Origin of the sequence: Candidatus Arthromitus sp. SFB-mouse-Japan, assembly GCF_000270205.1 — a bacterium.
Taxonomy (GTDB): Bacteria; Bacillota; Clostridia; order Clostridiales; family Clostridiaceae; genus Dwaynesavagella.
Genome location: NC_015913.1, coordinates 1,289,774 through 1,315,710, shown reverse-complemented (window position 1 = coordinate 1,315,710; position 25,937 = coordinate 1,289,774). Strand labels below are relative to the sequence as shown.

Below are 25,937 nucleotides of genomic sequence, written 5' to 3'. Positions count from 1 at the left end.
GGTGAGATAAATGAAATTACATTTAGATATGAAAATTTAAGGTGATTGGGAATATCAAAGGCGATTGAATTATTTCCATATACATAAATGTTTGGTAAGTATAAAGATTCTGAATATGATGTTAAAGAGTTTTTTATATTTATTGGAAACGTATTTTTAAGAGGGAATGCAGAAATATTTAGTATAAGTAATAGGTAAATAAATAATTTTAATATAAAAATCACCCCACAATCTAATTGTAGGGTGAGTGATTTAGTTTAATCTTATTCCTAGACTTTGAAATAATCTTTGAGGTTCTGCTTCGTTTAGCATTTTACTTAGTGTTATTTGTAGTGCAAGACTTTCACTGTTTAAAGATGAAGATGTTGTATTAAATTCATTAATCCAATAATTTATTCCATTAGTATCTCCTTCCCTATTTGTAACTATAGGATAAAGAGCTCTTATTTTGTTTTGAGGTGATGATTGAACGTTATTAAATTCAGAAGCATCTAGAATTCTATAAATGAATTCTGGTCCAGATATTTTTTTGTTGTAGAGCATATCGTACCAATATTTAAAACCTTCTTCATCTGCATATCTGATTTTATATTTGTTAGTTTCGTTTATAGGAGTTAAAGCAGTTGTATAAACTTTTGCGATGTAATTTTTAAGTTCATCTGATGATTTATTAGCTTTAAACTCACTTATGATTATATTTTGATTAGTTCCATCAGTGAAATTAACTGTTACTCTCAAGTTCGTATAAATTTTATTTGGAACGATATTAGTTAGGTTTATTCTATTATTGTAGTATTCTCCTGTTATTCCATTAGTATTTGTGATTATAGTTGCTATAGATTTATTATTTGGAATTGAATAAGAGAATGAAACTTTATCATCAGTATTTATAAGTGAGCTTGAGGAAATATTTATTTGAGACAAGCTTCCTACACCACTTAATACATCTCCTTCTCTGAATGTGAAATCAGTTCTATAAATATCACCAGTTGTAACATTTGAAATTTCCAACAAATACCTATCACCATGATTAAAATATTTTCCATTGTTTAAATTTCTAGTAATAGAAGTTTGGGTTAGTTTTTCTCCATAATAATTTTGAGGAAAATTTTCATAGAAAATATTATTTTTATTATAGTAATCCGTAATTCTTATATTAAATTCATAATTTGAGTATCCAGGGATACTGTTTAAATTTTTGAGAGTAAACGTAGAATTACTGTTAAATGATAAATTTATTCTTGGATTATAGCTTGTATTGTTGTTAAATATGAAGTTTGATTCGAATGAATTTAATCCATTTGAAAATTCTATAGTGTAGTATCTATTCGGAACAAGTTGGCTTGGAGGATCGATTATTAATTCGTAGTACTTTTCAGATCCATTTTGTCTCAAGTTTGCCTTTACATTTATATTAGTTCCAAACTCATCACGAATTTTTATTGTATTTTTTGTACCATAATAATTAATAATATCCTGATTTATGGTTAAATTGAGTGTAAGATTAGTGCTATTGTTAGTTTTAACATTAAAACTAGTTATTGCTGGAGATATATCATTCGATGATGAATTGAAGCTTGCTAAGAATTCACCAGTTACATAATTTGAGTTACCACTTGAGGAATTTCTAATAAATGTATATGTGTTGATACCATTTACAAGCTTGTTCACTTTTGTGTTAATAGAGAATGTTTTTTTATCAGAAGAGAGTGTAGCTTGTATTGAATCATTTAAAATAAGTATATCTCCATCAGAAAAGGTTTCGTTATTTCCTAAAACAGTACTGTTTGGTCTAAATGTTAATGAAACAGAATCGAGATTTGTGCTGCTTTTTATAACATCAAAAGCCGATGATTTTGTAGTTGCAGTTGTATTTGATGTATTAAAAGGGAAAAAGCAAGATTTTGTTGGGCTATAGACCTTAACATAAACTTGTGAATCTTGTGACAATGTTTCAATATTTGAATTAACTGAAACATCTATTTTATTCATTGATGAAGAAACTCTAACTTCATCTGTTAAATCAATTTCTGTTCCAAATTGATCTATACTAACAAATTTCAAATAATTATTTGGAGTTGTAAATTCTGCACTAGTGAAATCATCTTTTATTAAAGGAATAGTAATTTTAGTTCCTCTCTTAAGTGTTATTGATGGTGTGTTTATGAATCTTAAAAAAGGTATAGCGGATTCATTGTTTTGAGATTTATCAGGCACCTTAAAGACTAAATTTATATATTTCCCATCTTGATATTTAATATTAGCTTGGATAGTTGATCCTTTTTGAAGATCTTTTAGAATTATGTGTCCTTTGTTGTCATAAGAAGGAAGTATACCAACTCCATAATTATTGACTTGAGTAAATGTGATATTTTTATTATCAACTCCGCTAAAGTTTAGAGTAAGATCCATTTTTCCATTTGAATTTTCGTTTGAAGTATAAGTAAAGCCATTTGTATTTATTTGATTAATTTGTACTGAGTTTGGTGAGTGTGTAAATGGGATCTTTATTGTATATGTTTTATTGTTTGAATCTTCTAAAGTATATTCAATGTAATAAATTTCGTTTGATGAAAGATTGTTTGTTCCTAAATTGAATACATAATTTCTTGTATTAGATGCATTTTCCAAATAACCAATTTGGGAAAAATTAGAACTTAAAATTCTAGCACCACGAATTTTTTCTTGTATATTAAGTACTGTAAAGCGAGCAGTTAATTTGTTTACTCCATCGGTGTTTGTGAGGGTTACTATAGGATTTAATGAAGTGATAGATAATTTTTGACTTGATACTTGAGAAAAATTTACATATATAGGTGAAATTAATTCTTTTGTTTGAGAGCTAGATGTTTTTAGAGAGAATACTAGAGAGTAAATCCCATTAACTAAACCCTCATTTACTTTGAGTGTAAAATTTTCTGAATTTTTATCAAAGCTTAAGTATTTACCATTTTTATCTTTAAGTTTTATAGTAGTTATATTGTTATGAACAGCAGAATTACTGAAAGTTAATGTAAGAGTATTATTTGTATATTGTATTTTATAATCTTCATTTGTTAATGTATATAAAGTGTTTGATAATGCTGATGCTTTATGCACTAAATTACTTGGAAGCGAGAGGGACAAAACAGCAACACCTAAAGATATAGAAGATATTGTCTTTAATTTATTCATTATAAGTTCCTCCGAAATTACAAAAAATAAGTAAACTATGTAAAAAGTAAACTTATTATTAATAGTATGTTAACAATAATACAATGAATCAAATCTAAACTCAATATATAATAAAAAGTTTTATGTAGATTTAGATTTTTGATTATGATATAATCAAGAGAATATTATTTATAATCTTTAAATTTAGATAACTATCAAGATTTTTACATTACTTTATTATTCGTCAATCTTCTTATATTTTTTATATTCATTTCTGATTATTTACTATTAATTTGTAAAGCATTTCTTTTGTTTAAATTCCCCATTTTTAATTTAACATATAATAACGATCTATAAATAGAAGGGATTATGTGATGAAGGTATTTGAAAATTTATTTAAGAGTTTAATTGATTCTTCCTTAAAATTTGGGAATAAAATTTTGGATTCAGTATTTAGTGTTATAGTGATTTATATTATTTATAAAATTGTGTGTAAAGTAATTAAGAGTGTGTTTAGTAAAAAAGTATTTAATAGTAGAATAGACAAAGGCCATTTACATACAATTCAAACTCTTGTTATGAGTATAGCACGTTACTCTTTTATTACTGTTTTAATTTTAGTTATGATTCAAAATTTTGTAGGAGCTATTGGAGTAACTTTGACAGGTATTATTGGAGTTGCTCTTGGATTTGCGTCTCAAAATATTTTAAAAGATTTATTTAATGGGGTATTTATAACATTTGAAAATCAATTTACTGTGGGAGATTATATTACTATAAATAAGGGATCAAATGATTTTAAGGGGATTGTAGATAGTGTTCAAGCCCGAGTAACTAAGCTTAGGGATTTTAATGGTGATTATCATGTGATACCAAACGGAGCTATAAACCAAATTACAAATCATTCGAGGAAAGATTCCAGAATTTTAATAGATATACAGGTTGGATTAAATCAAAAATCTGAGGATGTTGTTGAAAGTATAAATTATGTTTTGAACAAATATTCACATGATGATATAACGGTTAAACCATATATTTATGGTACTGTTTCCTTGGATCAAGTTAGTATAACATATAGGATAATTGGATATTCAAAGCCTTTGACCCATTGGGGTATAGAGAATGAATTAAGGCAGTTAATAATGGATAGATTATTAATTCAAAATATCATTTTACCAACACAAAGATACTCTATCATAAGAAATTAGGAGGTAAAAATGCGATATGTTATCAAATCTACATTTATTATGTTCATGATACTTATGTCTTTTGTATCATGTAATGTAGAGTATGCAAGTAATTTAAATTACGGATATTATGTTGGGATTATATCTTTTAATAAAGATAAGAGGGAATCTTTTATAAATCAATATGATTATGAGGGTAACGAAGGTAATAGGATAAAGTTTTCATTAGAAGGTATAAGTTACCTTGGAGATTTTGTACCATCTGATGATTCGAATTTTTATTTTAAATCAAATGATATAGTTTCAACTAAGGGTAATAGTTACTTAATAGAGGTTGATAAATATACTAATGGATATACAAAAGTTAATTTAGACGTTGAAGATATTTATAAAATTTTTATAGATAACGATAGAATTTACATAACGCATTCTTTAAATAAGTTGAGTATTTATAATAAGGATTTATCAAATGAAATTAAAACAATTAATGTAGATGATCACGTGGTTGGGAAAATATATATTGATGATGATAATGTATATATTTTTAGTAGAAATAATAATGGAAATTCTTATTTGAATGTTTTAGATAAGAATAATTTAGAAATCATAAATAAATTTAATTTATCAAAATTTGGATTGTATCAAAATGATATGTTTTATTATAATGGTAAAATATATTTTACAAATTATGATGCAAATGCAAAGAGTGAATCAGGGAAAATAGGAATTTATGATATATACACAGAAACTTTTGATTACATAAATACGATTAGTAATAATTTGGATAAGATACTTCTATATGAAGATAATATTTACGTTACAGTTAGGGGGGATAATTCGGATATAAATAAAGATAGCGTAATAAGAATTGATAGAAAAACATTGAAGAGTAGTAAAACAGAATTTTATTATAATATAAAGGTATTTGATATATCAGAAGATAAAATTTTTATATTATCTGATAAGTATTTACAAATATATAATGCTAAAGATTTTACACTGTTAAAAAAAATAGAATTTGACATGGAGGAAAATAGTGTTATATCAGGACTAATTTTATATGGGTAAGTAGGACTATGTTCTACTTTTTTTTGTTTTAAATATTAGAATATAATTATAAAGTTATAGCAATAATAAATTAAAACGATTTTAGAGTGGAGTGTAGTTTGTATGTTCTCCTGTAAATATGGTTATTTTTCAAACGATGGGTATGAATATAAAATAACAAATCCAAGAACCCCAAAACCATGGAGTAATATAATAAGTAATGGAAATTATTCGATTTTGGTAACTCAAACAGGTGGAGGATATTCTTGGGGGAAAAATTCTATTGAAAATAGAATTACAAGATTTGTTCAAGACTCAATACTTGATGATTTTGGGAAATATTTTTATATAAGAGATGAGGATACAATGGATGTTTGGGGGTTTACATATAAGCCCCTTGATTTATGTGGAGATGATTATACAGTTACATATGGAATTGGATATGCCATTTTTACTCATACATATAATGGTATTAGGTCTACATTGAAGGTTTTTTTATCAAAAGATGACAGAGTAGAGTTTTATTTACTAGAGCTTGAAAATTTATCGGACACTTATAGAAGATTAAGTATATTTAGTTATGCCGAATTATATTTATCAAATTTCCCTGAGGAGAATAAAGAGTTTGATAAGTTATTTATGAAAAGTAGGTTTGATACAAAATTAAATAGTATTATATTTAATAAAACATTTTGGGGAGTAATGGATAAATATGGACATTGTAACAACAGAGAATACGGATATATATTTTTTATGACATCTTTGGATGAAGTAGTTTCTTATGATACATGTAAAGAAAGTTTTATAGGTATGTATAATTCTCTTAAAAATCCAAAGTCTCTTAATGAGAAATATTTGTCAAATAAATCTGGGGAAAATTTTCATATGGTATCTTGTATTCAGATATATTTGAACTTAAATCCATGTGATAAAAAAGAAACATCTATTTATATGGGAATATGCGAATCGGAAGCTGAACTTAGAGAATTACTTATTAAATATAAATCTATTGATGATATAATTTATGAATTTGTTAATTTTAAAAATTATATGAGGGAGTTTATAGATGATGAAATCATATCTACACCTGATAAAAGTATAGATTTTATGGTTAATATATGGTGTAAATATCAAACTATTTCATGCAGATTTTTGGGGAAAGGATCTTATTATCAAATAAATAAAGGAATTGGATTTCGAGATCATCTTCAGGACTCCATGATATTTTTAAACAGTAAGAGTGAGTTGACTAGGAAACAGATTTTGGAGCATGGGAATATGGAATTTATAGATGGAAGAGTTATACATTATTTTTTGGATGAATCTAGGTGCGGGTTAGATACAAATTCAAGCGATGATCATCTATGGCTTGTATATATAACAATAATATACATAAATGAAACATCTGATTTTAGTATTTTAAATGAGAATTTAGGATATTTAGATAGTTTTATTAAGGAAAGTTTATATAATCATTTAAAGAGGAGTATAGAATATTCTTTAAAGAATTTGAGTGATAGAGGACTTTCATTAATTTTAAAACATGATTGGAATGATGCTATAAGTAATTTTGATGGAGATAGTATATTTGTAAGTGAGTTTCTTTATTTAATTTTAATAGAGTTTACACCTATATGTGAGATCATGGGTGATTTATTTTTTATAAATAAAATTACATATTATAGTGAACTTTTGAAGAATTCAATAAATAATTTTGGATTTAATAGTAAATGGTATTTAAGAGGTATATCTAGGGATATAAAAATAGGTTGTTGTGATGATGATCATAGGATATTTTTACTTCCTCAAGTTTTTGGAGTAATAAGTGATGTGTGTGATGATGATAGAAAAATATATATAATGGATAAGGTATATGAATTATTGAATACAGAGTTTGGATTGAAGATTTTGGATCCTCCATATGATAATTTAAATAAGAGTATAGGGTATATAACAAGATATGCAGAAGGGATAAGAGAAAATGGTTCTATATATTATCATTCATGTATGTGGGGAATACTCGCATTTATTTTAATTAATCGATTAGATATTGCAAAAGAGATAGTAGATAATATAAATCCAATAAAGAAGAATGATAAAATTGATTTGTATCAGATAGAGCCATACGTTATGCCATCAAGTGTTGAGGGAGACTATTCTGTTAATTTTGGTAGGGGAAACTGGAGCTTTAATACTGGATCATCTGTTTGGTTCCATAGGATTATAACAAATTTTGTGATAGGAGTTAGAGGAAATATTAAAGGACTTTTGATAGATCCAAAACCTTTTGAAGATTGGAATGAGTTTTCAATAATAAAAAAATATAGGGGATCAAAATTTAACATAAATTTTAAACGTATGAAGGTTAATAATTTAGAAATTTATGTAAATGGAGAGAAAATAATTGGGAATATTATAAAAGATATTAAGAAAAATAAGGAATATAATGTTGAAGTTTATTTAAAGTATTAAAAAATAAGTTTATTTTAAATATCAACATATATTAACATGAATAATATAAAGTTATACACATAGTTAACAACATAATGTGTATAACTTAGTTATTTTAACCTAAAAACATAGGATAGATATTTGAATTTGATAGATTATAACAATATACTAACGAAAATATGTGAATAAATATGTGGAAGTTGTGGAATAATTAAATGCTAAAAAATTTTAATTTAGTATTTATGATATTTTTAGGTATATAAAATGCCTCATGAATTGTTTATAAATTTTATCTCTTTTTTTCAACTTTTGTTATTATATCATTTTTTTTACAGGATTTATTACAATTTTTGCAAGAAGTATCTTTTTTAAAAATTGTTTTTAAAACATGAATAAAACTTAAGGTAACTATTGTTATTATAATTAATTTTTCCATTTTATCACCAAAATAAATTTATAATATTAAATACAAAAAATGATACGGAGTATGCTAATAGGAATTGATATATTGTTAATATAATTGTAAGTTTCATTCCATATTCATGTTTTACTGTAGACAATACAGAAATACAAGGTGTATATAATAGTACGAAAACTAAGAAAGATATTGATGATTGTACACTGAAAAATGTTGGAAGGATTTCATGTAAATTTAATCCGAATGCAACTCCCATAGAACTTATTATAAATTCTTTTGCCATTAATCCAGTTATTAGTGACACGGCTGCTTGCCAAAAACCAAATCCTAGTGGGGTAAATATTTTTGAAATATATGTACCTATAGAGTATAAGAAACTATCTTCAACAGAACAAAATCCATAAATATTAAAATTAGATAAAAACCAAATTATTATTGATATTGATAGTATAAGGGTACCTATTTTTTTAAAGAATGAAGAAATTTTATTTAGAGATTCTTTAAAAATATACGATAGGGAGGGAAGTTTATAATTCGGAAGTTCTAAAATAAAAACTTCTCCTGAATAATTCTTTTTAGAAAATGATTTCATTATGAGACCAATAATTATAGCAAGAATAATGCTTAGTACATATAGGAACAATATTACAATCTCTCTATGTTCTTTAAAAAATATGTTTGTGAATAATAAGAAAACAGGCAGTCGTGCACTACAACTTATGAGAGGTAATAGAAATATAGAAGTTTTTCTATCGTTGTCATTTTCAAATGTACGAGTTGCCATTATAGCAGGAACAGTACATCCGAAACTCATAAGCATAGGTAAAAATGCTTTACCAGATAGTCCGAATATACCCATAAATCGATCTAATAAAACTGCAGATCTTGCTATATAACCACAACTTTCTAAAAATGTTAAACATATAAACATTGATAGTATTATTGGAAGAAAAGATATAATAGTAGAAACTGCACTTATAATACCATCTAATATAAATGATTTAGTTAGGTTTGATGAAGATAATAGTAAATTTTCAATTGTTGGAATAAATTTATTTGATATCAAATTAGAAAATATATCTGATAAAGGTCCGCCAACCCAAGAGAAGGTTATTTTAAATACTAAATAGAAAATTATGATAAGTATTGGTAATGATAAATACTTGTTTAAAATGATTTTATCTATATATTCGGATTTATTTTTTCCTATATATTTATTGTTTTTAAGACAGGATTTTAAAATTGAATCTATTTCTTCATAAATTTTATCATATGATTCATCTTTATTGATTTCGTCGTTTTTAATATTTATAGGTTGATAATTTTCAATAAAATTTTTAAGAGATTTTGTGCTACTTTTTTTATTTCCATTAATAGCAAATATTTTACAATTAAATTGTAGGGATAGCTTATTAGTGTCTATTATTATATTATTTTTCTCTGCAATATCAATCATGTTAAGAACTAATATCATAGGAATATTAAAACTTTTTAATTGTAGGGTTAAAAATAAATTTCTATATAAATTTGATGAGTCGATAACATTTATAATTAAATCGGGTTTTTCGGTTTTTAGATATTCAAGTGATATTTTTTCTTCAATCGAAAGTGAGTCTAAAGAATATATGCCAGGAAGATCTATTAATTCTATATTATCTTTTATTTTACCCACCTTTTTTTGAACTGTTACACCAGGATAGTTACCAATTTTTTGATTTGATCTTGTTAATATATTAAATATAGTTGTTTTACCAACATTTGGATTTCCGATCAAAGAACATTTCATAAAATTATTCTCCTATATGTTTATTAAGAATTAGAGTATTGAATATTTTTTTTTCTAATGCTATGTTGCATCCATTAACATTAATTATTATAGGGCCACCTAATGGTATTTTCTCGTATATAACGATAGAGGAGTTTTTTAATATACCGAGTGAATTAAGACGTTTTTTTATAGGAGTATCGCATAATATATCTTCAATTTTATATGATTCACCAACTAATATTTTATTAAAATTTTTCATATAATCCTCCGTATAATAAAATAAAAAAGTTTTATAATTAACAAATATATTTTAATAATGTAGATATAATACAAATTAAATATTTTAAATTTATATTGTTTTATTATTATCTTAATTTTATAATAGTAAAGGTAATCTGTGAAGAGAAATGAGCGGTAATTTTTATGAGGATATTGGAGCAGTATTGCGATGTTGAGGAATTTGACATAGATAGTGTTTTGAATGGAGATGTAGATATTGAGGTGTATAAACATGCTATTTATTTTGATTTGGAACACTATGTGTATAAGAAACCTATTTGTATAGGAGTTTTTGGGTGTTGCTATTATGATGATGACCTTAAGAAATTGAAGGTTACTCAGTATATGATAGAAAACAAATATGAAATACATACTTTGCTTTTGCTGGCAAAAGATTATTTTAAGAAGATGTATTTAGAATTTAGTAAAAAATATATTATAACGTTTTCTGGAAATAATGATTTTACTGTTATAAATTATCTTTTTAATCAGTATAATGTGGATTTTGATATAAAGAATTATTTTGAAGAGATTGATTTACAGAAGGAATTTTCTAAAATTTCAAATAATAAAGATAACATAGGTCTTAAAAATTTAGAAAAGATAGCTGGTATTGATAGAAAAAATGAACTTATGAGTGGAGTTACTATTGCTAAGACATTTGCAAAGATTGTCAAAGATTATGATTATATAAATAGGATACCAGAAGATAAGGTTAAAAAGATATTAAACTATAATTTAGATGATGTAGTTAATTTGTTTTATATATACGTTAGATGGAAAAAGATTGAAAAATATATTTTAGATATTAAAGAGGACTTACAAGATGATTTGTAAGTCCTCTTTATTTTCATGATAATTTGTTTATTGCATTTTCTAGTCTATTTAATGTTTCTTCCTTTTTAAGTAGGTAGGCAAGCTCTGTAGCACCACCAGGACTTGAATTTTTACCAGATAATGCACATCTTATTGGCCATAATACAAAACCATTTTTATAAGAATTATCTTTTATATAGTTATTGATTAGTGAATTTAAATTTTCTATAGAATAATCATTTGTATTTCTAAAAATAGGAAGTACGTCTTTTAAAATATTTTTAGATGTTTCAATAGTAGTTTTCATCTTTTTATGTTCAAAAATGCTTAAATCATAATCTGGAATATGTATTAAAAAGTCTATCATTTCAGGAATTTGGGATAATATTTCAATTCTATTTTGAATCATTTCACACAGTAGTTTTTTATCTATTTGAGGAGGAAGATTTTTTAAATATTTAGTTGCTATATTATAAAATTTATCTTTATTCATTTTTTTGATGTATTCAGAATTCATCCAAGTAAGTTTTTTAATATCAAATATTGATGATGATTTTGATATGTTTTTATAATTGAAATTATCGATAAGTTCATCTAGAGTGAAAAATTCTTCATTATTTTCAGGACTCCATCCAAGCAGAGCAATATAATTTAGTATTGCCACACTTAAATATCCTTTGGATATTAAATCATTGTATGAGGCATCTCCATTTCTTTTTGAAAGTTTTTCTGTTTCATTCTTCATGATATGAGGACAATGTATGTATGTTGGTACTTTCCAAGAAAATGCTTCATAAAGTCTTTGGTATTTTGGTGCAGATGAAAGATATTCTTTTCCTCTAACTATGTGTGTAATTTCCATTAAGTGATCATCAATTACATTTGCAAAGTTATACGTTGGCATTTTATCAGTTTTAAGAAGTATCATATCTTCAAGTTCGTAGTTTGGAACACTAATTTCACCGTACAAAATATCGTTGAATGTAGTAACACCATGAGTTGGGTTATTTTGTCTTATTACATAAGGAATTTTTTTGGATAGATTTTCTTTAATTTCTTCATTAGTTAAATGGAGACAATGTTTATCATATTTAAATATTTCATTTTTTTTACTTGATTCTTCTCTTAATTTTGATAGTCTATCATTTGTGCAGAAACAATAATAAGCATGGCCATCTTTTACCAATTTTTCAGCATATTCTTCGTATAAATGTTTACGTTCACTTTGTATATAAGGTCCATAATTACCTGGGACATCAGGTCCTTCGTCGTAATTAAGACCGGTATCTTTTAAAACATTAAGAATTATTTCGATTGCTCCTTCAACAAGTCTTTCGGTATCTGTATCTTCAATTCTTAAAATGAATTTACCATTTTCTTTTTTAGCAATCAAATATGTATATAAAGCCGTTCTTAGATTTCCGATGTGCATATATCCAGTAGGGCTTGGAGCAAAACGTGTTCTTACCATATAGCATTACCTCCATAAAAATTTATATAAGAATTATACACAAAAAAAATAAAACGTTAAATACTAAATAATTGTATTTATGCTTAGTGTATTATTTTTAAGATCACAGTTTATAATAATAGTTCCAAGTTCATCTGTTCTTAATATTTTAGAATTTATATCATTTAAGATATTTAGAGTGTTTTTATTGGGATGTCCATATGAATTATTTCCAACGCTAATGATAGATATATAAGGATTAACTTTTTCAATAAATTTTTTGACATTATTTTTATCATTATTATAGGCTCCATGATGAGGTACCTTCAATATTTCACTTTCTATGTTCATGTTCAAAATATCAAGTTGTCCATTCTCTTCAATATCACCAGTGTATAAAACATCAAAATTTTTGACTGAAGCTTGGAATACAAGGGATGAATCGTTGAATTCTTCTATAGGTTTGGAAAAATCACGTAGGAATTTGATAGTAAAATCATCTTTTATGGTTAGTGTGGTTGGTTTGTTAATGTATAATAATTTAGTTTCGGAACCTTTTATTAAAGATTTAACTTCATTAAAAGTTTCATCTTTAAGAATTTCAGGTAAGATTATATTATTTATTTTAAAATTTTTGTAAATTTTAGGGAATCCAGATGAATGATCAGAATGATCATGTGTGAGTATTACATAATCAAGCGTTTTGATATTCTTAGATTTGATAATGTCTATAATATTATCAATAAATTCTTTTTCTCCTGTATCAATTAAAATTGATACATTTTTATAGTTGATTAAACTAGAATCTCCTTGATTAACATCGAAAAAGAAGAGATTGAAGGAGTCTTTTGTATTTTTATTTGAACATGAAATAAGAAAAAGAAGTAGTATAAAGAGTAAGAATTTTTTTATCTTTTTCATAACTTTACCTCGTATATATTTAGTATATTTTTAAAAATTTTTTCATAGTTTATATTAAATTATTCATTGAAAACAAAATAAAAAATTACTTGTAAAAATTAATATCTAATTAATATAATATAAAAATAAATATTTTTAAAAAGAAAATGCGAGGGATAAAACTTGTATAAAATACTTTTTTATTGGACTGCTTATGTGAAATATTATATTTTTATGACTTTAAATTTAAGGAGTTTTAAGAAGTCTAAAAAGTACAATGATAGTGAAAAATTTACTAAGTTATTTACAAAATCCTGTAAATTATTTTCAGAAATATTTTATAAAAGTGCGAAAATAGATTTTGATATTATTGGACAAGATAAAATTAACTTAAATGAAACGTATTTAGTTGTTTCGAATCATTTAGGAATAGCAGATATTGCAACTGTAATAAAATCTTTTCCTAAGCCAATTTGTTTTGTTTCAAAAATTGAATTATCAAGAGTTCCAATATTTAGTGAGTGGTTGAGGACTGCTGGATCTATCTTTATTGATAGAAATAATAATAGGTCTTCTATAATTGAGTTAAATAGGGGAATTGAAGTATTAAAAAGTGGAACCAGTATGTGTGTGTTTCCAGAAGGAAAGAGGAATAATACAGGACGAATTGAGGAATTTAAAAAAGGTAGTTTTAAACTTGCTTTTAAATCTGGGGTAAAAATTCTTCCGATGGTGTTGTATGGTACTAGGGAGATTTATGAAGATAATAATAATATGATTAGAGATGGAAACGTAAAAGTTCGTATACTAGATCCTATAGACATACACTCTTTAGATTCTGATGAACTTAGAAATTTACATGTTATAGTTCGTGATAGAATGAATGAGGTATATAAGCAGCTTAAATAAATTTTATATGGAGGCAATTACTATGATTAAAGAATTTTCTATAAGCAATGATAAAGTAATGATGAATTTTACTAAAAAGTATTGTAGTACGTTTGAAGATGTACTTGAGAGCAATGGATTTAAAAAGGTATTGACTCACTATTTAAATAAGAAGATAACTAGAAAAGATAGTATATACAAGTATTTTTTAAGAGGGATAGAAGATTTAGATGAATTTGTTATGTCTCTTATAAAAATATTAGAACTTTTAACTATATTTGAGAGAGAAGAGGTTATCAATATGAGGGTTAGATATTGTCATCTTCTTGAGGATAAATATAGTTTTGATAATTTTATAGAAGACTTTTATTCTTACTGGATAAAACTTGAGAGGTATACAATACTCACTCAAACTTCTGTTGGGGATGGAATTATAAAACTTGGGTTTGTCGATGCTAATTCAAAATTTACGAATTTAATAATGCAACTTTATCGTAAAGTAAAAAACTCTGTTACATCAAAAGTACCATTGGTTTATAGGCAATTAAAGTCAGGTAATAATGCATCTATTGTATTGAATGATTACAGTTGGAAATTAGATAATTATGAATTGGTCAAAGATATAAAATTTATAGATACAATTTCATTAGAAACTCCGTTTATTTCATATCCAACTAAAAATACAAGGAGTGGATCTTTTACGGAAGTATTTGAGAATCCGTTTAGGAACTGTGAAATAGATAATGAAAATTGGTTTTGCTATCCTGCGAAGGTTGGGGAACTTTTGGCATTTATTTATTTTCATAAAGATTTTATGGCTAATGGGATAGCATTATCTAATTTATTTGAAATGTCAAATAGGGATGAGTATGTTGGAAGAAATCCAGATATAATGTATGTTTATGGTGCAGAAGACTTGACTATAGATAAGAAAATTGAGCATAAAACAGTTTTTTATGATGATAGAGAAAATAATATGATGGTGGGACTCGTTACTTATAGCAAAGATGTTGATTATTTTGGATATTTAAAAAAGATGACTTTAACACTTCATAATTTGGTTATGATTAAAAGGGGATATCTACCAATTCATGGAGCTATGGTTTCTATAACTTTAAAAGATGGAACATCATCAAATATTGTAATTGTTGGAGATTCAGGGGCTGGTAAATCAGAATCACTTGAAGCTTTTAGGAGCCTTGGGGAAGAATATATTTCTGACATGACAGTAATATTTGATGATATGGGAGTTTTAAAGATTGCTCAAGATGGAATTTATGGGTATGGTACTGAAATAGGGGCTTTTGTAAGACTTGATGATTTAGATCAGGGGTATGCATTTAAGGAAATTGATAGAAGCATATTTATGAATCCAGATAAAACTAATGCAAGACTTGTTATGCCTGTTTCTAGCTATCGTGATATTATAATGGGCAACAAAATTGATTTTATTCTATATGCAAATAATTATGAAAAAGCAAGTGGTAGTACGATTAAATTATATAGTAAGGATAAAATAAAAGATATAATAAAAATATTTAGAGATGGTAATAGATTTGCAAAAGGTACAACACATGAAAAGGGATTGGTATCTTCTTATTTTGCAAATCCATTTGGACCTATGCAAAAACAAAACGAAACAGATATTTTACTTAATAAATATTTTGAAAAGATGTTTGAATTTGAGGTAAAGGTAGGAGAACTTAAGACTTGTCTAGCTATAGATGGTATGGAAAAAGATGGTCCTAAGAATGCAGCATTAGATTTATTTGATTTAATAAGAAATAAACCAAATTAAGGAGGTACTCTTTAATTTGGTTTTCCCAATAATTACCTTTTAAATATTTCAAAAATAAATTTTATAGAGTACATAGCAAATAAGCCAATTAAGCAAAAAATTAATCTTGTAGCAAATGTAAAATTTCCAAACAAATAAGAAATAAAATCAAATTGTAATAATCCTATGGATCCTAAGTTAAGAGCACCAATTAATACGATTGACAGTAGTATACTATCTAGGAACTTACTCATTTTTCAACCCTCTCTTAAAATATAAGTTTATTTATATTTATTAGTATTGTCTAAAATAATTTTAAATATTTGAGAGATCAAAAAATAATATTAACCTAAAAGTACATTCCTATTAATTTTTTGGATTAATGATATAAATGTATTTGTTCGGTTAATTCCTTTAATCTTATTAATTTTATTTACAAGCATGTCTTGTAGGTGTTCAATATTTTTACAAATTACTTTTGTGAGGATTTCAAAATCTCCTGTAGTTACATGGAGCTCTGTAATTTCATTTATATTTTGGAGATCATTTATTACATCTTGGATATATGATGTACTATCTGTGTATATAGCAACGAAACAACATATATCGAAACCAAGTTTTGTTAAATCTAATGATAAATTATATCCAAGCAGTATACCCATATCTTCCATTTTTTTCATTCTAACATGGATGGTTCCACCACTAACATGGCACATTCTAGCTATCTCAAGATATGGAGTTTTACAATCTTTGATAAGTATACCGAGTATATCTAAATCCAATTTGTCTAAATTGTTAAAAACTTGCGAGTTCAAATGTTTACCACTTCCTTTGTGAATTATATAAATTAGGAGGATATAAAATGAATTTTTTAAGTATTGTAGTATTTATTTTATTTAGTTTAATTACATATAACTTGTTAAAAATATTTGTGCTATCAAATATTAAGGTTAATGCATGGTTAATCTTATCTTTAGGAATAATCCTTTGTGTAGTTTCACTTTTCTTAAAAGTACCAACTTTTGTTATGTATATAATTCAATGGCTATATTTTGTTTTAATACTTTGGTTTGTTGACCTCTTTGTTGATAATAGAAGAAAGAGGTTAAGGAATAAAAACAATAAAGTCATGCAAAATAAACCTAAGGTAAAACCTAATAGAATAAAAAATAAAGGTTAATTTTTAAAAGTTAGTATAAATTGGAGAAGTTAGTGCAAATAAGTTATTGTGGGATAAAATCCTAAGTATAAAAAACTTATTTGCACCTTTTTTTATATCAATATTATAGGATATATTTTTAAGGTTGTATAGATTTTGATTAATTATAGAGTTATGTTCATTATTTAGTAGAATTAGTTTTTGATTCAAAAAATTAGTGTTATTTAATTTGATATCTAAAGAAAGATATCTTTTATTATCATGACTTGAGTTAGTTAGAGTGTAATTTAAGTATAATTTATCTGAATTTGATATATAAAAATTTCCATTTTTAATCTGTGAAGTTATATATTGCTTTAAATTTTTGAAATCAAATATATCATTGGATTTATTTTTTATAAAGATAAACCCGTTGTTTATATATATTGGAGTTATTTTCATACCTATATTTAACAATTGTAAGTAGTTATCTACAGTCTTTATGAAGTTATCATTATATAAAGTAAAATATTTTTTTATGTTTTCATTTTCTATTTGTGTGAAATTATTGCTTGATAGTATTAAAGTTGGGTTATTTAAATAGCACCATAAATAGAAATTTTTAAGTTTAAATACTTCTCCTTTAAATATACTTTTCGATAGTAATATCCTAATTGGACCCATAATTGAATGGCATTTAAAGCAAATTATACCTACAGTATTTCTATATTTTTTTTCAAATGAGCTGATTTTATCTTGTATATAGGTGAGTTTAGAAAATTTGTCTTTAGATAAATCGTTGAACAGATATTTATTACTGTATTCAATTATTATAAAGTTTAGATTGTTTTTGTTTGCATTTTTCAAAATAGAATATGGATTTTCATTACTATCTTTAGGTACGTAATACATTCCTTTTAGGAAAGTTTTTGACATGATAAGATCCTTAGATATTGTTTTTATTTAATATATTTATAAATTTATTAAATTATACTAATATACTTTAGCTACATCCTGTTGTTGAACCACAATCACTACATACATAGCATGTACCATTTTTGAACATCTTTACACTTGAGCAGTTAGAGCATATTTTATTATAAATTTTTTTGTAATCTGATGAGTCTAATTTAAATTCTGAATTTAGGGATTCATCAGTATGATTATCATTTGGGTAATCAGAAGGTTTTACTTGGCAAAATCTGTAATCATTTAATTCTATATCAATTATTTTCGATATTAAATCGGATATTGATGATGCGTGTTTTATGTAAGGATGTTTTTTCACAAAACCATGTGGTTCATATTTCTGACCTCTAAGCATTGATGAAATATCTTGAGGAGAAACCTTGTGTTGTAGCATCACAGATAAGGATTTAGATAGTGAGTTTAATAACCCCATTATGATAGTACCTTCTCTATCTGTTGTTATATAAATTTCACATATTTCATTGTTTGTATTTCTATTTACAGTAGTATATATTTTTATGTCTTCAATTTCAGCTGGATGGGTTGTACCACTTCTTATCCCAATTGGTTTATTTCTTTTTGGATTATGTTTTAACGATTCCTTCATGTTTTTAGATAGTATTAGGAGTTCATTGTAATTTAAATTCTCTAAGTCGTCACTATCACTAATGTTTTCTAAATTTTTATTGAGTGGTTGTGCAAATTTGCTTCCATCACGATATAGAGAAATTCCTTTTACTCCAAGTTTCCAACTTAACATTGTCATCTCTTTAAAATCCTCTACTGTTGAATTGCTTGGAAGATTAATAGTTTTTGATATTGAACCAGAAACTAGTGGGGTGATTGATGCAACCATTTTTACGTGTCCTTCTGGAGATATAAATCTTACACCAGTTCCACATGTGTTTGCAGTATCAAATATATTTATATGTTCTTGTTTTAGATGAGGAGCACCTTCAATTTTCCCATCAGATAATTTTTCATATTTTAATCCATTGGATTCAACAGTTTCAGTTTTTTCTATATAAGCTAATATATCTTTGATTTGTTCATCTGTGTATTTTAAATTTTTAAGAGCAGATGCAATCATTGGATTTGATAGGGTTAGATGTCCTCCGCCAGATAATTTTTTATAAACTATATGTGAGAAAAATGGTTCAATTGATGTTGATGCAGCATCCATTGCAAATGAAATTGTTCCTGTTGGAGCAATTACTGATACTTGAGCATTTCTATAACCATATTTTTCTCCAGAATCATAGGCAGATTTCCAGACGTTTTTTAAGCATGTTGATATGTATTTTAATTCCATTTTATTTAATAGATCATGATCAACTTTCATTGGAGTATAATTTAATCCTTCAAAGGAATCTTTTAAATATCCAGCAACACGTGCATGATTTCTAATTACTTTTAACATATATTTTTTGTTAATATTATACTTTTCGAATGCCCCTATTTCTTTTGCCATAATAGATGATATGAAGTAGCTTTCTCCTGTTAATATACCAACTATACTTGATGTAAAACATCTTGCCTCATCAGAGTCATAAGGTATTCCCATAATCATAAGTAATGATGCAATGTTACATATTCCAAGTCCTGTCGTTCTAAACATATGAGTTTTTCTTGCTATATCTTCTGTTGGGAATTGTCCAAAATGTATTGATGCTTCGAGAATTAATTGAGAAATCCTAATCATATGTAGGTATTCATCTATTTTAAATATTTTGTTATGTTCATCGTAAAATTTTAGTACATTTATCGAAGCGAGATTACAAGATGTATCATCTAAAAATGCATACTCAGCACAAGGATTTGTAGAGTTTATTCTATTATATTTTGCGTTATATACACCATCTTCACCAGCAGGACAAGTGTGCCAGGCATTGAATGTATCATCAAAAAGTGGAGCTGGATCTGCACATTTATGAGAAGCTTCATTAAATATATCCCACAGATATTTAGTATTGATCTCTTTATCTACTGAGGAATCAATTCTTCCTTTTAATATAATTTTAGAATCAGGATCATTATTTAGATTTTCAACTTTCTTCATGAATTCGTCTTTTATTTTTACTGAGTTATTGGAATTTTGTCCTGATACTGTGTTATATGCCTCCCCTTCGAATGTTCCATCATACCCCATTTTTACTAATGCACGTACCTTATCTTCTTCAACAGATTTCCATTTTATAAAATCTTCTATTTCAGGATGGTCTAAATCAAGACAAACCATTTTTGCAGCTCTTCTTGTTGTTCCACCTGATTTTATTGCACCTGCATTTTTATCAAGGCCTTTTAAAAAACTCATAAGACCTGAGGAAGATCCGCCACCAGATAGTTTTTCTCCTATTGATCTTATATTTGAAAAGTTTGTCCCAGTCCCTGATCCAAATTTAAATAATTTAGTTTCTGTTATGTATTGTTCAGAAATAGAATGAGGACCTAGAAGTTTATCTTCAATTGATAAAATAAAGCAAGCAGATGCTTGAGTTCTTGTGTATGAATCTATTGATTTAACAACTTTTTTTTCGTTTATATCGTAGTAATAGGTATTTTGAGGTTCTCCTTTTATATTGTAAGATAATGCAAGACCTGTATTGAACCATTGTGGTGAGTTTGGAGCAAATCTTTGATCAATTAGTGCGTAGGCAGTTTCATCGTAGAATATTTGTTCTTGTTGATCGGTTTTAATTAACTTTTGATCTTTTAATGCTGATATCCAAAAACTTACAAGTCTATGTACTACCATTTTGAATGAATTTTCCATTCCGCAATCATTTGGAACACCGCTTTTCCTAAAATATTTTGTAGCTATTATATCGCAAGCAGTTTGTGAGAAATGATCGGGAAATTCTAAGTTTTTCATATCGTAAATTGTATTTCCTGTTTTATAGTCTTTAAGTAGAACATTTACTTTTTTCCATTTAAACAAACTAAAAACATCTTTAGTTTTGTTATTTTCAAGACTTTGAGTAAAATATCTTTTAAAAATATTATCAATATTTTCCATAATAACCACCTTTAAAAATTAACGTGGCAATATTTTATCATAAAAATCATATATGATAAATTAATAAAAAGTGTTTGGATAAATAAATTAATTGAAAAAAATAATTTAAGAAGGTAAAATTATAGAAATTATTTTTAAGTTGAAATTTGATAAATTTAAGATAAAGAATATATAGGAGAATGTAAATATATGATCATATTTTTCAAGAAGGATATTGATAGAAAATGTTCTATAGAAAATATAAAACATATTTCTGGATTAGATTTTGTGCCTTTTAATTTTGATGAAAATTATATAGGAATACATATCTTAAGTGATGTTGATGAGAAGTTTATATATGATAGTATTGATGGAATTAAAGATATAGTTTATGTAGATAAACCTTATAAATTTGTTAGTAGAGATTTTAAGAAAGAGGATACTATTGTACATATTGGGGATGTTAAGATAGGTGGAGAATATTTTGAAACTATAGGTGGACCATGTTCTTTTGAAAATGAAGATATGTTTATGGAGATAGCTAAGAGTTTAAAGGAGTTAGGGGTAAATATAATAAGGGGTGGTGCATTTAAGCCTCGAACCTCTCCTTATTTTTTTCAGGGAATTGGTAAATATGCTTTGATAAGTATGAGAAAAATTACGTCAGATCTTGGTCTAAAGCTTGTTAGTGAGATTGTGTCTACAGAGGATATAGAATTTTTTAATGAATATGTAGATGTTTTTCAGGTTGGAGCCCGTAATATGCAGAATTTTGAATTGTTAAAGAAACTTGGAGAGTGCAATAAGCCAGTTTTGTTAAAGAGAGGATTAAGTGCAACGATTGAAGAGTTTTTACTTAGTGCTGAGTATATTGTTTCAAAGGGAAATATAAATGTTATACTTTGTGAGAGAGGAATCAGAACTTTTGAGAAGTCTACAAGAAATACTTTAGATATATCAGCAGTTCCTCTTGTTAAGAAGTTATCTCATCTTCCTATAATAGTTGATCCTAGTCATGCTTCTGGCCAATTTGATTTGGTTGAGCCTCTTGCATTAGCTTCTGTTTCAGCTGGGTGTAATGGAATTATGGTTGAGGTTCATAATGATCCTGAAAATGCATTATCTGATGGACATCAATCAATAAAATTTAAACGATTTGATGATATGAATAAGAAAATTCATAAGATAAGGAAGAGTTTATTTTAATTTATTTAGGAGATAAGTTGTGAATATAAGAAATAAGAAGATAAAATCTATAATAAATATTTCTGGAGATAAGTCCATATCCCATAGAGCTCTTATGGTTTCAGCTATATCAAATGGGATTAGTACAATACATAATTTTTTGTTTAGTCAAGATTCTTTAGCTACAATGGAGTGCCTTAGAAATTTGGGTATTAGGATTGAGGTCGAAGATTATAAAGTTAGAGTATTTGGAAATGGATTATATTCTCTTAGGAAATATGAAGGTATATTGGATGCTAAAAATTCTGGCACAACGATTAGAATAATGAGTGGAATTTTAAGTGGGAGTAATTTTGATTCAATTATTGATGGTGATAAATCACTTAGACTTAGACCGATGGATAGAATAATAAAACCATTATCTCTTATGGGGGGAAAGATTTATGCTCTTAATAGTGATAATTATGCTCCTTTAAGTGTTTGTGGTAAGGAATTAAATTCAATTTCTTATAAAATGGAAATAGATAGTGCTCAGGTTAAATCATGTATTTTATTTGCAGGATTGTATTGTGACGGTATTACAAAGGTTAGTGAAAATATAAAGACGAGAGATCATACAGAGAGAATGATTGGCTATTTTGGTGGGAATATTAAAATAAATGGAAATACTATTTTAATTCAAAAAGGTGAAATGGAAGGGCGAGAAATTTCAATTCCTGGGGATATATCATCTGCTAGTTTTTTTATGGTTTTAGCATCTTGTATTGACGGATCTGAACTTTTGATTAAAAATGTTGGTATTAATGAGACAAGGATTGGTATAATTAATGTTTTAAGAAGTATGGGAGCTAATATTGAACTTGTAAATGTTCACTGTGATTATTTTGAGGAAGTATGTGATATTAAAGTATATGGAACCAAATTTTTAGTTGGTACTTTAATTGAAGGGGGTATTATACCTACACTTATTGATGAAATACCAATTATTTGTGTTCTTGCTGTATTTGCGAAAGGTGAAACTATAATTAGAGATATAGAAGAACTTAAGTATAAAGAAAGTAATAGAATAAAGAGTATAGTAGAGGGATTTAGTAAGCTTGGGATTGAAATTTATGAACTTGAGAATGGAATTAGGATAGTTGGTGGAGGAAGTATAAAAGGATGTGAAGTTGATAGTTATAATGATCATAGGATAGCCATGTCATTTATGATATTATCAGTAATAAGTGGTGAGGATATAAGGATTTTAAATAAATATTGTGTTGATGTATCTTTTCCGAATTTCTATGATATTTTAAACTATGTTTTAAGGTAAGGTGGATTAGTATGAGATATTTTACTGCTGGCGAGTCGCATGGGAAGGGTCTTATTGGGATTATAGAGGGATTACCATCTAATGTTTACATAGATGAAAATGAAATAAATAATGTTTTAGAAAAAAGGCAATCTTCTTATGGTCGTGGAGATAGGATGAAAATTGAAAGTGATAAAATTGAGTTTATATCTGGTATAAGGAATTCAAAAACATTGGGATCGCCTATATCATTTTTTATAAAGAACGCCGACTATAAAAATTGGGAGAAATATATGGATCCTGTAAATTGTGATATTTCATCAAAAAGGGTTTTAAAACCTAGACCAGGACATGCTGATTTAAGTGGTATAATTAAATATGATTTTGATGATTGCAGAAATGTTCTTGAAAGAAGTAGTGCTAGAGAAACTGCAACTAGATTAGCTATTGGTTCGATTTGTACTCAATTTTTAAGAAATTTTAATATAGAGAGTGCATCTCATGTTTTATCCATAGGGAAAATTAAGAACAGCAATATTTATTGTTTTGATGATATTAAGAGAAGTGATGAGTATGAATTTAGATTTTTGGATACAACGAGGAGGAATGAGATAGTATCTCTTATCGATTGTATAAAATCGGAGGGTGATACAGTAGGAGGATCCTATGAATTAAGGATTAAAAATGTACCTGTAGGGCTTGGGAGCTATACTCATTATGATAGAAAATTGGACGGGCTATTGGCATCTGCTTTAATAAGTGTTAATTCCATGAAGGCCATAGAGTTTGGAGATGGTTTAGAAACTTTCATGGATAGAGGATCAAACTCTCATGATGAAATAATATATGAAAATGGAAATTATAGAAGGATTACTAATAGAGCTGGGGGTATTGAAGGCGGTATGAGTAATGGTGAAGAGATTGTGATTAGGTGTTACCATAAGCCAATTCCGACGCTATATAAACCTATAAAGACTGTAAATATATTGTCTAAAGAGGTTGAATTTGCAAGTGTTGAGAGAAGTGATTATACAGTTATACCTGCAGCTTCAATTGTTTCTGAGAGTGTAGCTATGACTGTTATATGTCAGGAATTTTTGAGAAAGTTTTCCGGAGATAGTTTAAAGGAAGTGTTAAGAAGTTGGAAAAATTCATTCTTGAATTAAATCAAAGAAAATGCACGATATTAGTGGGTGAAGATTCTTTAAAATATCTTAAAGAGATATTGATGTATAGGAGATGTTTTTTTATTATAGACAAGATAGTTTATGAAAAATTTTATAGTACATATTTGAAAGAATTAATTAGTGATTTAAATCATGATATATATCTGTTTGAATGCGTGGAAAGGAACAAAGATATAAACATAGTAATAGAGATTATAAGAATATTAAGTCAAAATGGATATATAAGAGATTCTGTATTGATTGGAATTGGTGGAGGAATTGTAGGAGATATTGCTGGATTTGTTTCATCAATATATATGAGGGGGATAAAATTTATAAATATACCAACCACTCTTCTTGCTCAAGTTGATAGCTCAATTGGTGGAAAAAATGCAATTAATGTTTCGGGATGTAAAAATTTGGTTGGAACATTTAATCAACCACATTTTATTGTTATAGATAATAATTTTTTAAAAGGATTATCGAGGAGGGAAATAATTTCTGGATTAGCTGAAGCCTTAAAATATGGTATAGTATGTGAGTATGACTTTTTGACATATATATATATATACCTTATGGATATATTGAGAGGGGAAATTGAAGTTATAAGGGAAATAGTAAAAAGAAGCTGTAAGATTAAAATTAATATTATAAAAAGAGATGAGTATGATACGTCAATTAGAAAAATTTTAAATCATGGGCATACTGTAGGTCATGCTATAGAAAGTGTGACTAATTATTCAGTGTATACTCATGGTGAAGCTGTAATTATAGGAATGTATTATGAGAGTTTGATTGCATTTAAACTTAATTTAATAGACGAAACATATTTTGCATACATAGATAAGATTTTAAAAAGTTTTGGTATAAAATTTGATAATAATGTTTTAAATGAAGATAGATTTTATGAAGCATTGTTAATGGATAAAAAAAATAAATTTAGTAAGATCAGTTTTATTCTTCCAATATCTCCATCTAAGGTAGAAGAATATATGTTTTCAGTAAATGAAATTAAGGAATTTAATTTTTCAAAGTATCATTTTTAATCAAGGAGGA

General features: G+C 26.5%; 20 protein-coding genes. 11 read left to right on the top strand and 9 right to left on the bottom strand.

Annotation, left to right across the window (positions count from 1 at the left end; genetic code table 11):
- Positions 1 to 252: 252 nt before the first annotated feature.
- Positions 253 to 3,174: a hypothetical protein gene (locus SFBM_RS06280; protein ID WP_014018041.1), complete on the bottom strand. Its 2,922-nt coding sequence runs from the start codon at positions 3,172 to 3,174 to the stop codon at positions 253 to 255.
- A gap of 353 nt (positions 3,175 to 3,527) precedes the next feature.
- Between SFBM_RS06280 and SFBM_RS06275 the strand changes: the two genes are divergently transcribed.
- The 3 genes from SFBM_RS06275 to SFBM_RS06265 all read left to right on the top strand — a co-directional run bounded on the left by SFBM_RS06275 (position 3,528) and on the right by SFBM_RS06265 (position 7,859).
- Positions 3,528 to 4,361 carry a mechanosensitive ion channel family protein gene (locus SFBM_RS06275; protein ID WP_007440023.1) on the top strand — a complete coding sequence of 278 codons (834 nt, stop codon included), beginning with the start codon at positions 3,528 to 3,530 and terminating at the stop codon, positions 4,359 to 4,361.
- A 9-nt stretch (positions 4,362 to 4,370) separates the two neighbouring features.
- Positions 4,371 to 5,408 (top strand): hypothetical protein, encoded by a 1,038-nt coding sequence (locus SFBM_RS06270; RefSeq protein WP_007440022.1) that lies wholly within the window; start codon positions 4,371 to 4,373, stop codon positions 5,406 to 5,408.
- A 102-nt stretch (positions 5,409 to 5,510) separates the two neighbouring features.
- Positions 5,511 to 7,859, top strand: a complete 2,349-nt coding sequence (locus SFBM_RS06265; RefSeq protein WP_014018040.1) for a GH36-type glycosyl hydrolase domain-containing protein — start codon at positions 5,511 to 5,513, stop codon at positions 7,857 to 7,859.
- A 419-nt stretch (positions 7,860 to 8,278) separates the two neighbouring features.
- On the opposite strand, the gene feoB is transcribed toward SFBM_RS06265, so the two are convergent.
- The gene (feoB, locus tag SFBM_RS06260; protein ID WP_005805457.1) at positions 8,279 to 10,042 is read right to left on the bottom strand and encodes a ferrous iron transporter B; all 1,764 of its coding nucleotides are present in this window, start codon (positions 10,040 to 10,042) and stop codon (positions 8,279 to 8,281) included.
- A gap of 4 nt (positions 10,043 to 10,046) precedes the next feature.
- Entirely contained in the window at positions 10,047 to 10,283 is a 237-nt protein-coding gene (locus tag SFBM_RS06255) for a FeoA family protein (protein WP_005805459.1), read from the bottom strand.
- A gap of 164 nt (positions 10,284 to 10,447) precedes the next feature.
- On the opposite strand from SFBM_RS06255, the gene SFBM_RS06250 reads away from it, so the two are divergent.
- Entirely contained in the window at positions 10,448 to 11,140 is a 693-nt protein-coding gene (locus SFBM_RS06250) for a ribonuclease H-like domain-containing protein (protein ID WP_005805461.1), read from the top strand.
- 13 nt (positions 11,141 to 11,153) lie between these two features.
- Here SFBM_RS06250 and gltX read toward each other — a convergent pair whose 3' ends face one another.
- Both gltX and SFBM_RS06240 read right to left on the bottom strand, forming a co-directional pair.
- On the bottom strand, positions 11,154 to 12,590 hold the full coding sequence (gltX, locus tag SFBM_RS06245; protein WP_005805463.1) for a glutamate--tRNA ligase: 1,437 nt from the start codon (positions 12,588 to 12,590) through the stop codon (positions 11,154 to 11,156).
- A 63-nt stretch (positions 12,591 to 12,653) separates the two neighbouring features.
- A complete protein-coding gene (locus tag SFBM_RS06240; RefSeq protein ID WP_005805465.1) occupies positions 12,654 to 13,490 on the bottom strand; it encodes a ComEC/Rec2 family competence protein in 837 nt (278 codons plus the stop codon).
- 162 nt (positions 13,491 to 13,652) lie between these two features.
- Between SFBM_RS06240 and SFBM_RS06235 the strand changes: the two genes are divergently transcribed.
- Both SFBM_RS06235 and SFBM_RS06230 read left to right on the top strand, forming a co-directional pair.
- Positions 13,653 to 14,378, top strand: a complete 726-nt coding sequence (locus SFBM_RS06235; RefSeq protein WP_007440021.1) for a lysophospholipid acyltransferase family protein — start codon at positions 13,653 to 13,655, stop codon at positions 14,376 to 14,378.
- A 22-nt stretch (positions 14,379 to 14,400) separates the two neighbouring features.
- On the top strand, positions 14,401 to 16,155 hold the full coding sequence (locus SFBM_RS06230) for a hypothetical protein (protein WP_007440020.1): 1,755 nt from the start codon (positions 14,401 to 14,403) through the stop codon (positions 16,153 to 16,155).
- 32 nt (positions 16,156 to 16,187) lie between these two features.
- Here SFBM_RS06230 and SFBM_RS06225 read toward each other — a convergent pair whose 3' ends face one another.
- Together SFBM_RS06225 and SFBM_RS06220 are read right to left on the bottom strand one after the other, a co-directional pair.
- Complete coding sequence (locus SFBM_RS06225) at positions 16,188 to 16,388, bottom strand: DUF378 domain-containing protein (protein WP_005805470.1); 201 nt, start codon at positions 16,386 to 16,388, stop codon at positions 16,188 to 16,190.
- 90 nt (positions 16,389 to 16,478) lie between these two features.
- A complete protein-coding gene (locus SFBM_RS06220) occupies positions 16,479 to 16,949 on the bottom strand; it encodes an Lrp/AsnC ligand binding domain-containing protein (RefSeq protein WP_007440801.1) in 471 nt (156 codons plus the stop codon).
- A gap of 47 nt (positions 16,950 to 16,996) precedes the next feature.
- Between SFBM_RS06220 and SFBM_RS06215 the strand changes: the two genes are divergently transcribed.
- A complete protein-coding gene (locus SFBM_RS06215) occupies positions 16,997 to 17,314 on the top strand; it encodes a hypothetical protein (RefSeq protein ID WP_005805474.1) in 318 nt (105 codons plus the stop codon).
- 3 nt (positions 17,315 to 17,317) lie between these two features.
- Here the strand turns inward: SFBM_RS06215 and SFBM_RS06210 are convergent, their stop codons facing one another.
- Positions 17,318 to 18,208 carry a hypothetical protein gene (locus SFBM_RS06210; RefSeq protein WP_005805477.1) on the bottom strand — a complete coding sequence of 297 codons (891 nt, stop codon included), beginning with the start codon at positions 18,206 to 18,208 and terminating at the stop codon, positions 17,318 to 17,320.
- Between the two features lie 67 nt (positions 18,209 to 18,275).
- Positions 18,276 to 21,257 carry a vitamin B12-dependent ribonucleotide reductase gene (locus tag SFBM_RS06205; RefSeq protein ID WP_005805479.1) on the bottom strand — a complete coding sequence of 994 codons (2,982 nt, stop codon included), beginning with the start codon at positions 21,255 to 21,257 and terminating at the stop codon, positions 18,276 to 18,278.
- A gap of 189 nt (positions 21,258 to 21,446) precedes the next feature.
- Between SFBM_RS06205 and aroF the strand changes: the two genes are divergently transcribed.
- Genes aroF through aroB form a run of 4 tightly spaced genes read left to right on the top strand, consistent with a single transcriptional unit; the run spans position 21,447 to position 25,927 of the window.
- On the top strand, positions 21,447 to 22,442 hold the full coding sequence (aroF, locus tag SFBM_RS06200) for a 3-deoxy-7-phosphoheptulonate synthase (RefSeq protein ID WP_005805480.1): 996 nt from the start codon (positions 21,447 to 21,449) through the stop codon (positions 22,440 to 22,442).
- A 19-nt stretch (positions 22,443 to 22,461) separates the two neighbouring features.
- Positions 22,462 to 23,736, top strand: a complete 1,275-nt coding sequence (aroA, locus tag SFBM_RS06195) for a 3-phosphoshikimate 1-carboxyvinyltransferase (RefSeq protein ID WP_005805482.1) — start codon at positions 22,462 to 22,464, stop codon at positions 23,734 to 23,736.
- Positions 23,737 to 23,747: 11 nt separating this feature from the next.
- Entirely contained in the window at positions 23,748 to 24,881 is a 1,134-nt protein-coding gene (gene aroC / locus SFBM_RS06190; RefSeq protein WP_005805484.1) for a chorismate synthase, read from the top strand.
- Positions 24,857 to 25,927, top strand: coding sequence for a 3-dehydroquinate synthase (gene aroB / locus SFBM_RS06185; protein WP_005805486.1), 1,071 nt, complete (start codon positions 24,857 to 24,859; stop codon positions 25,925 to 25,927). Before aroC ends, aroB begins: the two co-directional genes overlap by 25 nt.
- Positions 25,928 to 25,937 lie beyond the last annotated feature (10 nt).

Bases quoted from the DNA above. Each gene is read 5' to 3' on its own strand.
- SFBM_RS06280 (WP_014018041.1), bottom strand. From the start codon at position 3,174: ATGAATAAATTAAAGACAATATCTTCTATATCTTTAGGTGTTGCTGTT.
- SFBM_RS06275 (WP_007440023.1), top strand. From the start codon at position 3,528: ATGAAGGTATTTGAAAATTTATTTAAGAGTTTAATTGATTCTTCCTTA.
- SFBM_RS06270 (WP_007440022.1), top strand. From the start codon at position 4,371: ATGCGATATGTTATCAAATCTACATTTATTATGTTCATGATACTTATG.
- SFBM_RS06265 (WP_014018040.1), top strand. From the start codon at position 5,511: ATGTTCTCCTGTAAATATGGTTATTTTTCAAACGATGGGTATGAATAT.
- feoB (WP_005805457.1), bottom strand. From the start codon at position 10,042: ATGAAATGTTCTTTGATCGGAAATCCAAATGTTGGTAAAACAACTATA.
- SFBM_RS06255 (WP_005805459.1), bottom strand. From the start codon at position 10,283: ATGAAAAATTTTAATAAAATATTAGTTGGTGAATCATATAAAATTGAA.
- SFBM_RS06250 (WP_005805461.1), top strand. From the start codon at position 10,448: ATGAGGATATTGGAGCAGTATTGCGATGTTGAGGAATTTGACATAGAT.
- gltX (WP_005805463.1), bottom strand. From the start codon at position 12,590: ATGGTAAGAACACGTTTTGCTCCAAGCCCTACTGGATATATGCACATC.
- SFBM_RS06240 (WP_005805465.1), bottom strand. From the start codon at position 13,490: ATGAAAAAGATAAAAAAATTCTTACTCTTTATACTACTTCTTTTTCTT.
- SFBM_RS06230 (WP_007440020.1), top strand. From the start codon at position 14,401: ATGATTAAAGAATTTTCTATAAGCAATGATAAAGTAATGATGAATTTT.
- SFBM_RS06225 (WP_005805470.1), bottom strand. From the start codon at position 16,388: ATGAGTAAGTTCCTAGATAGTATACTACTGTCAATCGTATTAATTGGT.
- SFBM_RS06215 (WP_005805474.1), top strand. From the start codon at position 16,997: ATGAATTTTTTAAGTATTGTAGTATTTATTTTATTTAGTTTAATTACA.
- SFBM_RS06210 (WP_005805477.1), bottom strand. From the start codon at position 18,208: ATGTCAAAAACTTTCCTAAAAGGAATGTATTACGTACCTAAAGATAGT.
- SFBM_RS06205 (WP_005805479.1), bottom strand. From the start codon at position 21,257: ATGGAAAATATTGATAATATTTTTAAAAGATATTTTACTCAAAGTCTT.
- aroF (WP_005805480.1), top strand. From the start codon at position 21,447: ATGATCATATTTTTCAAGAAGGATATTGATAGAAAATGTTCTATAGAA.
- aroC (WP_005805484.1), top strand. From the start codon at position 23,748: ATGAGATATTTTACTGCTGGCGAGTCGCATGGGAAGGGTCTTATTGGG.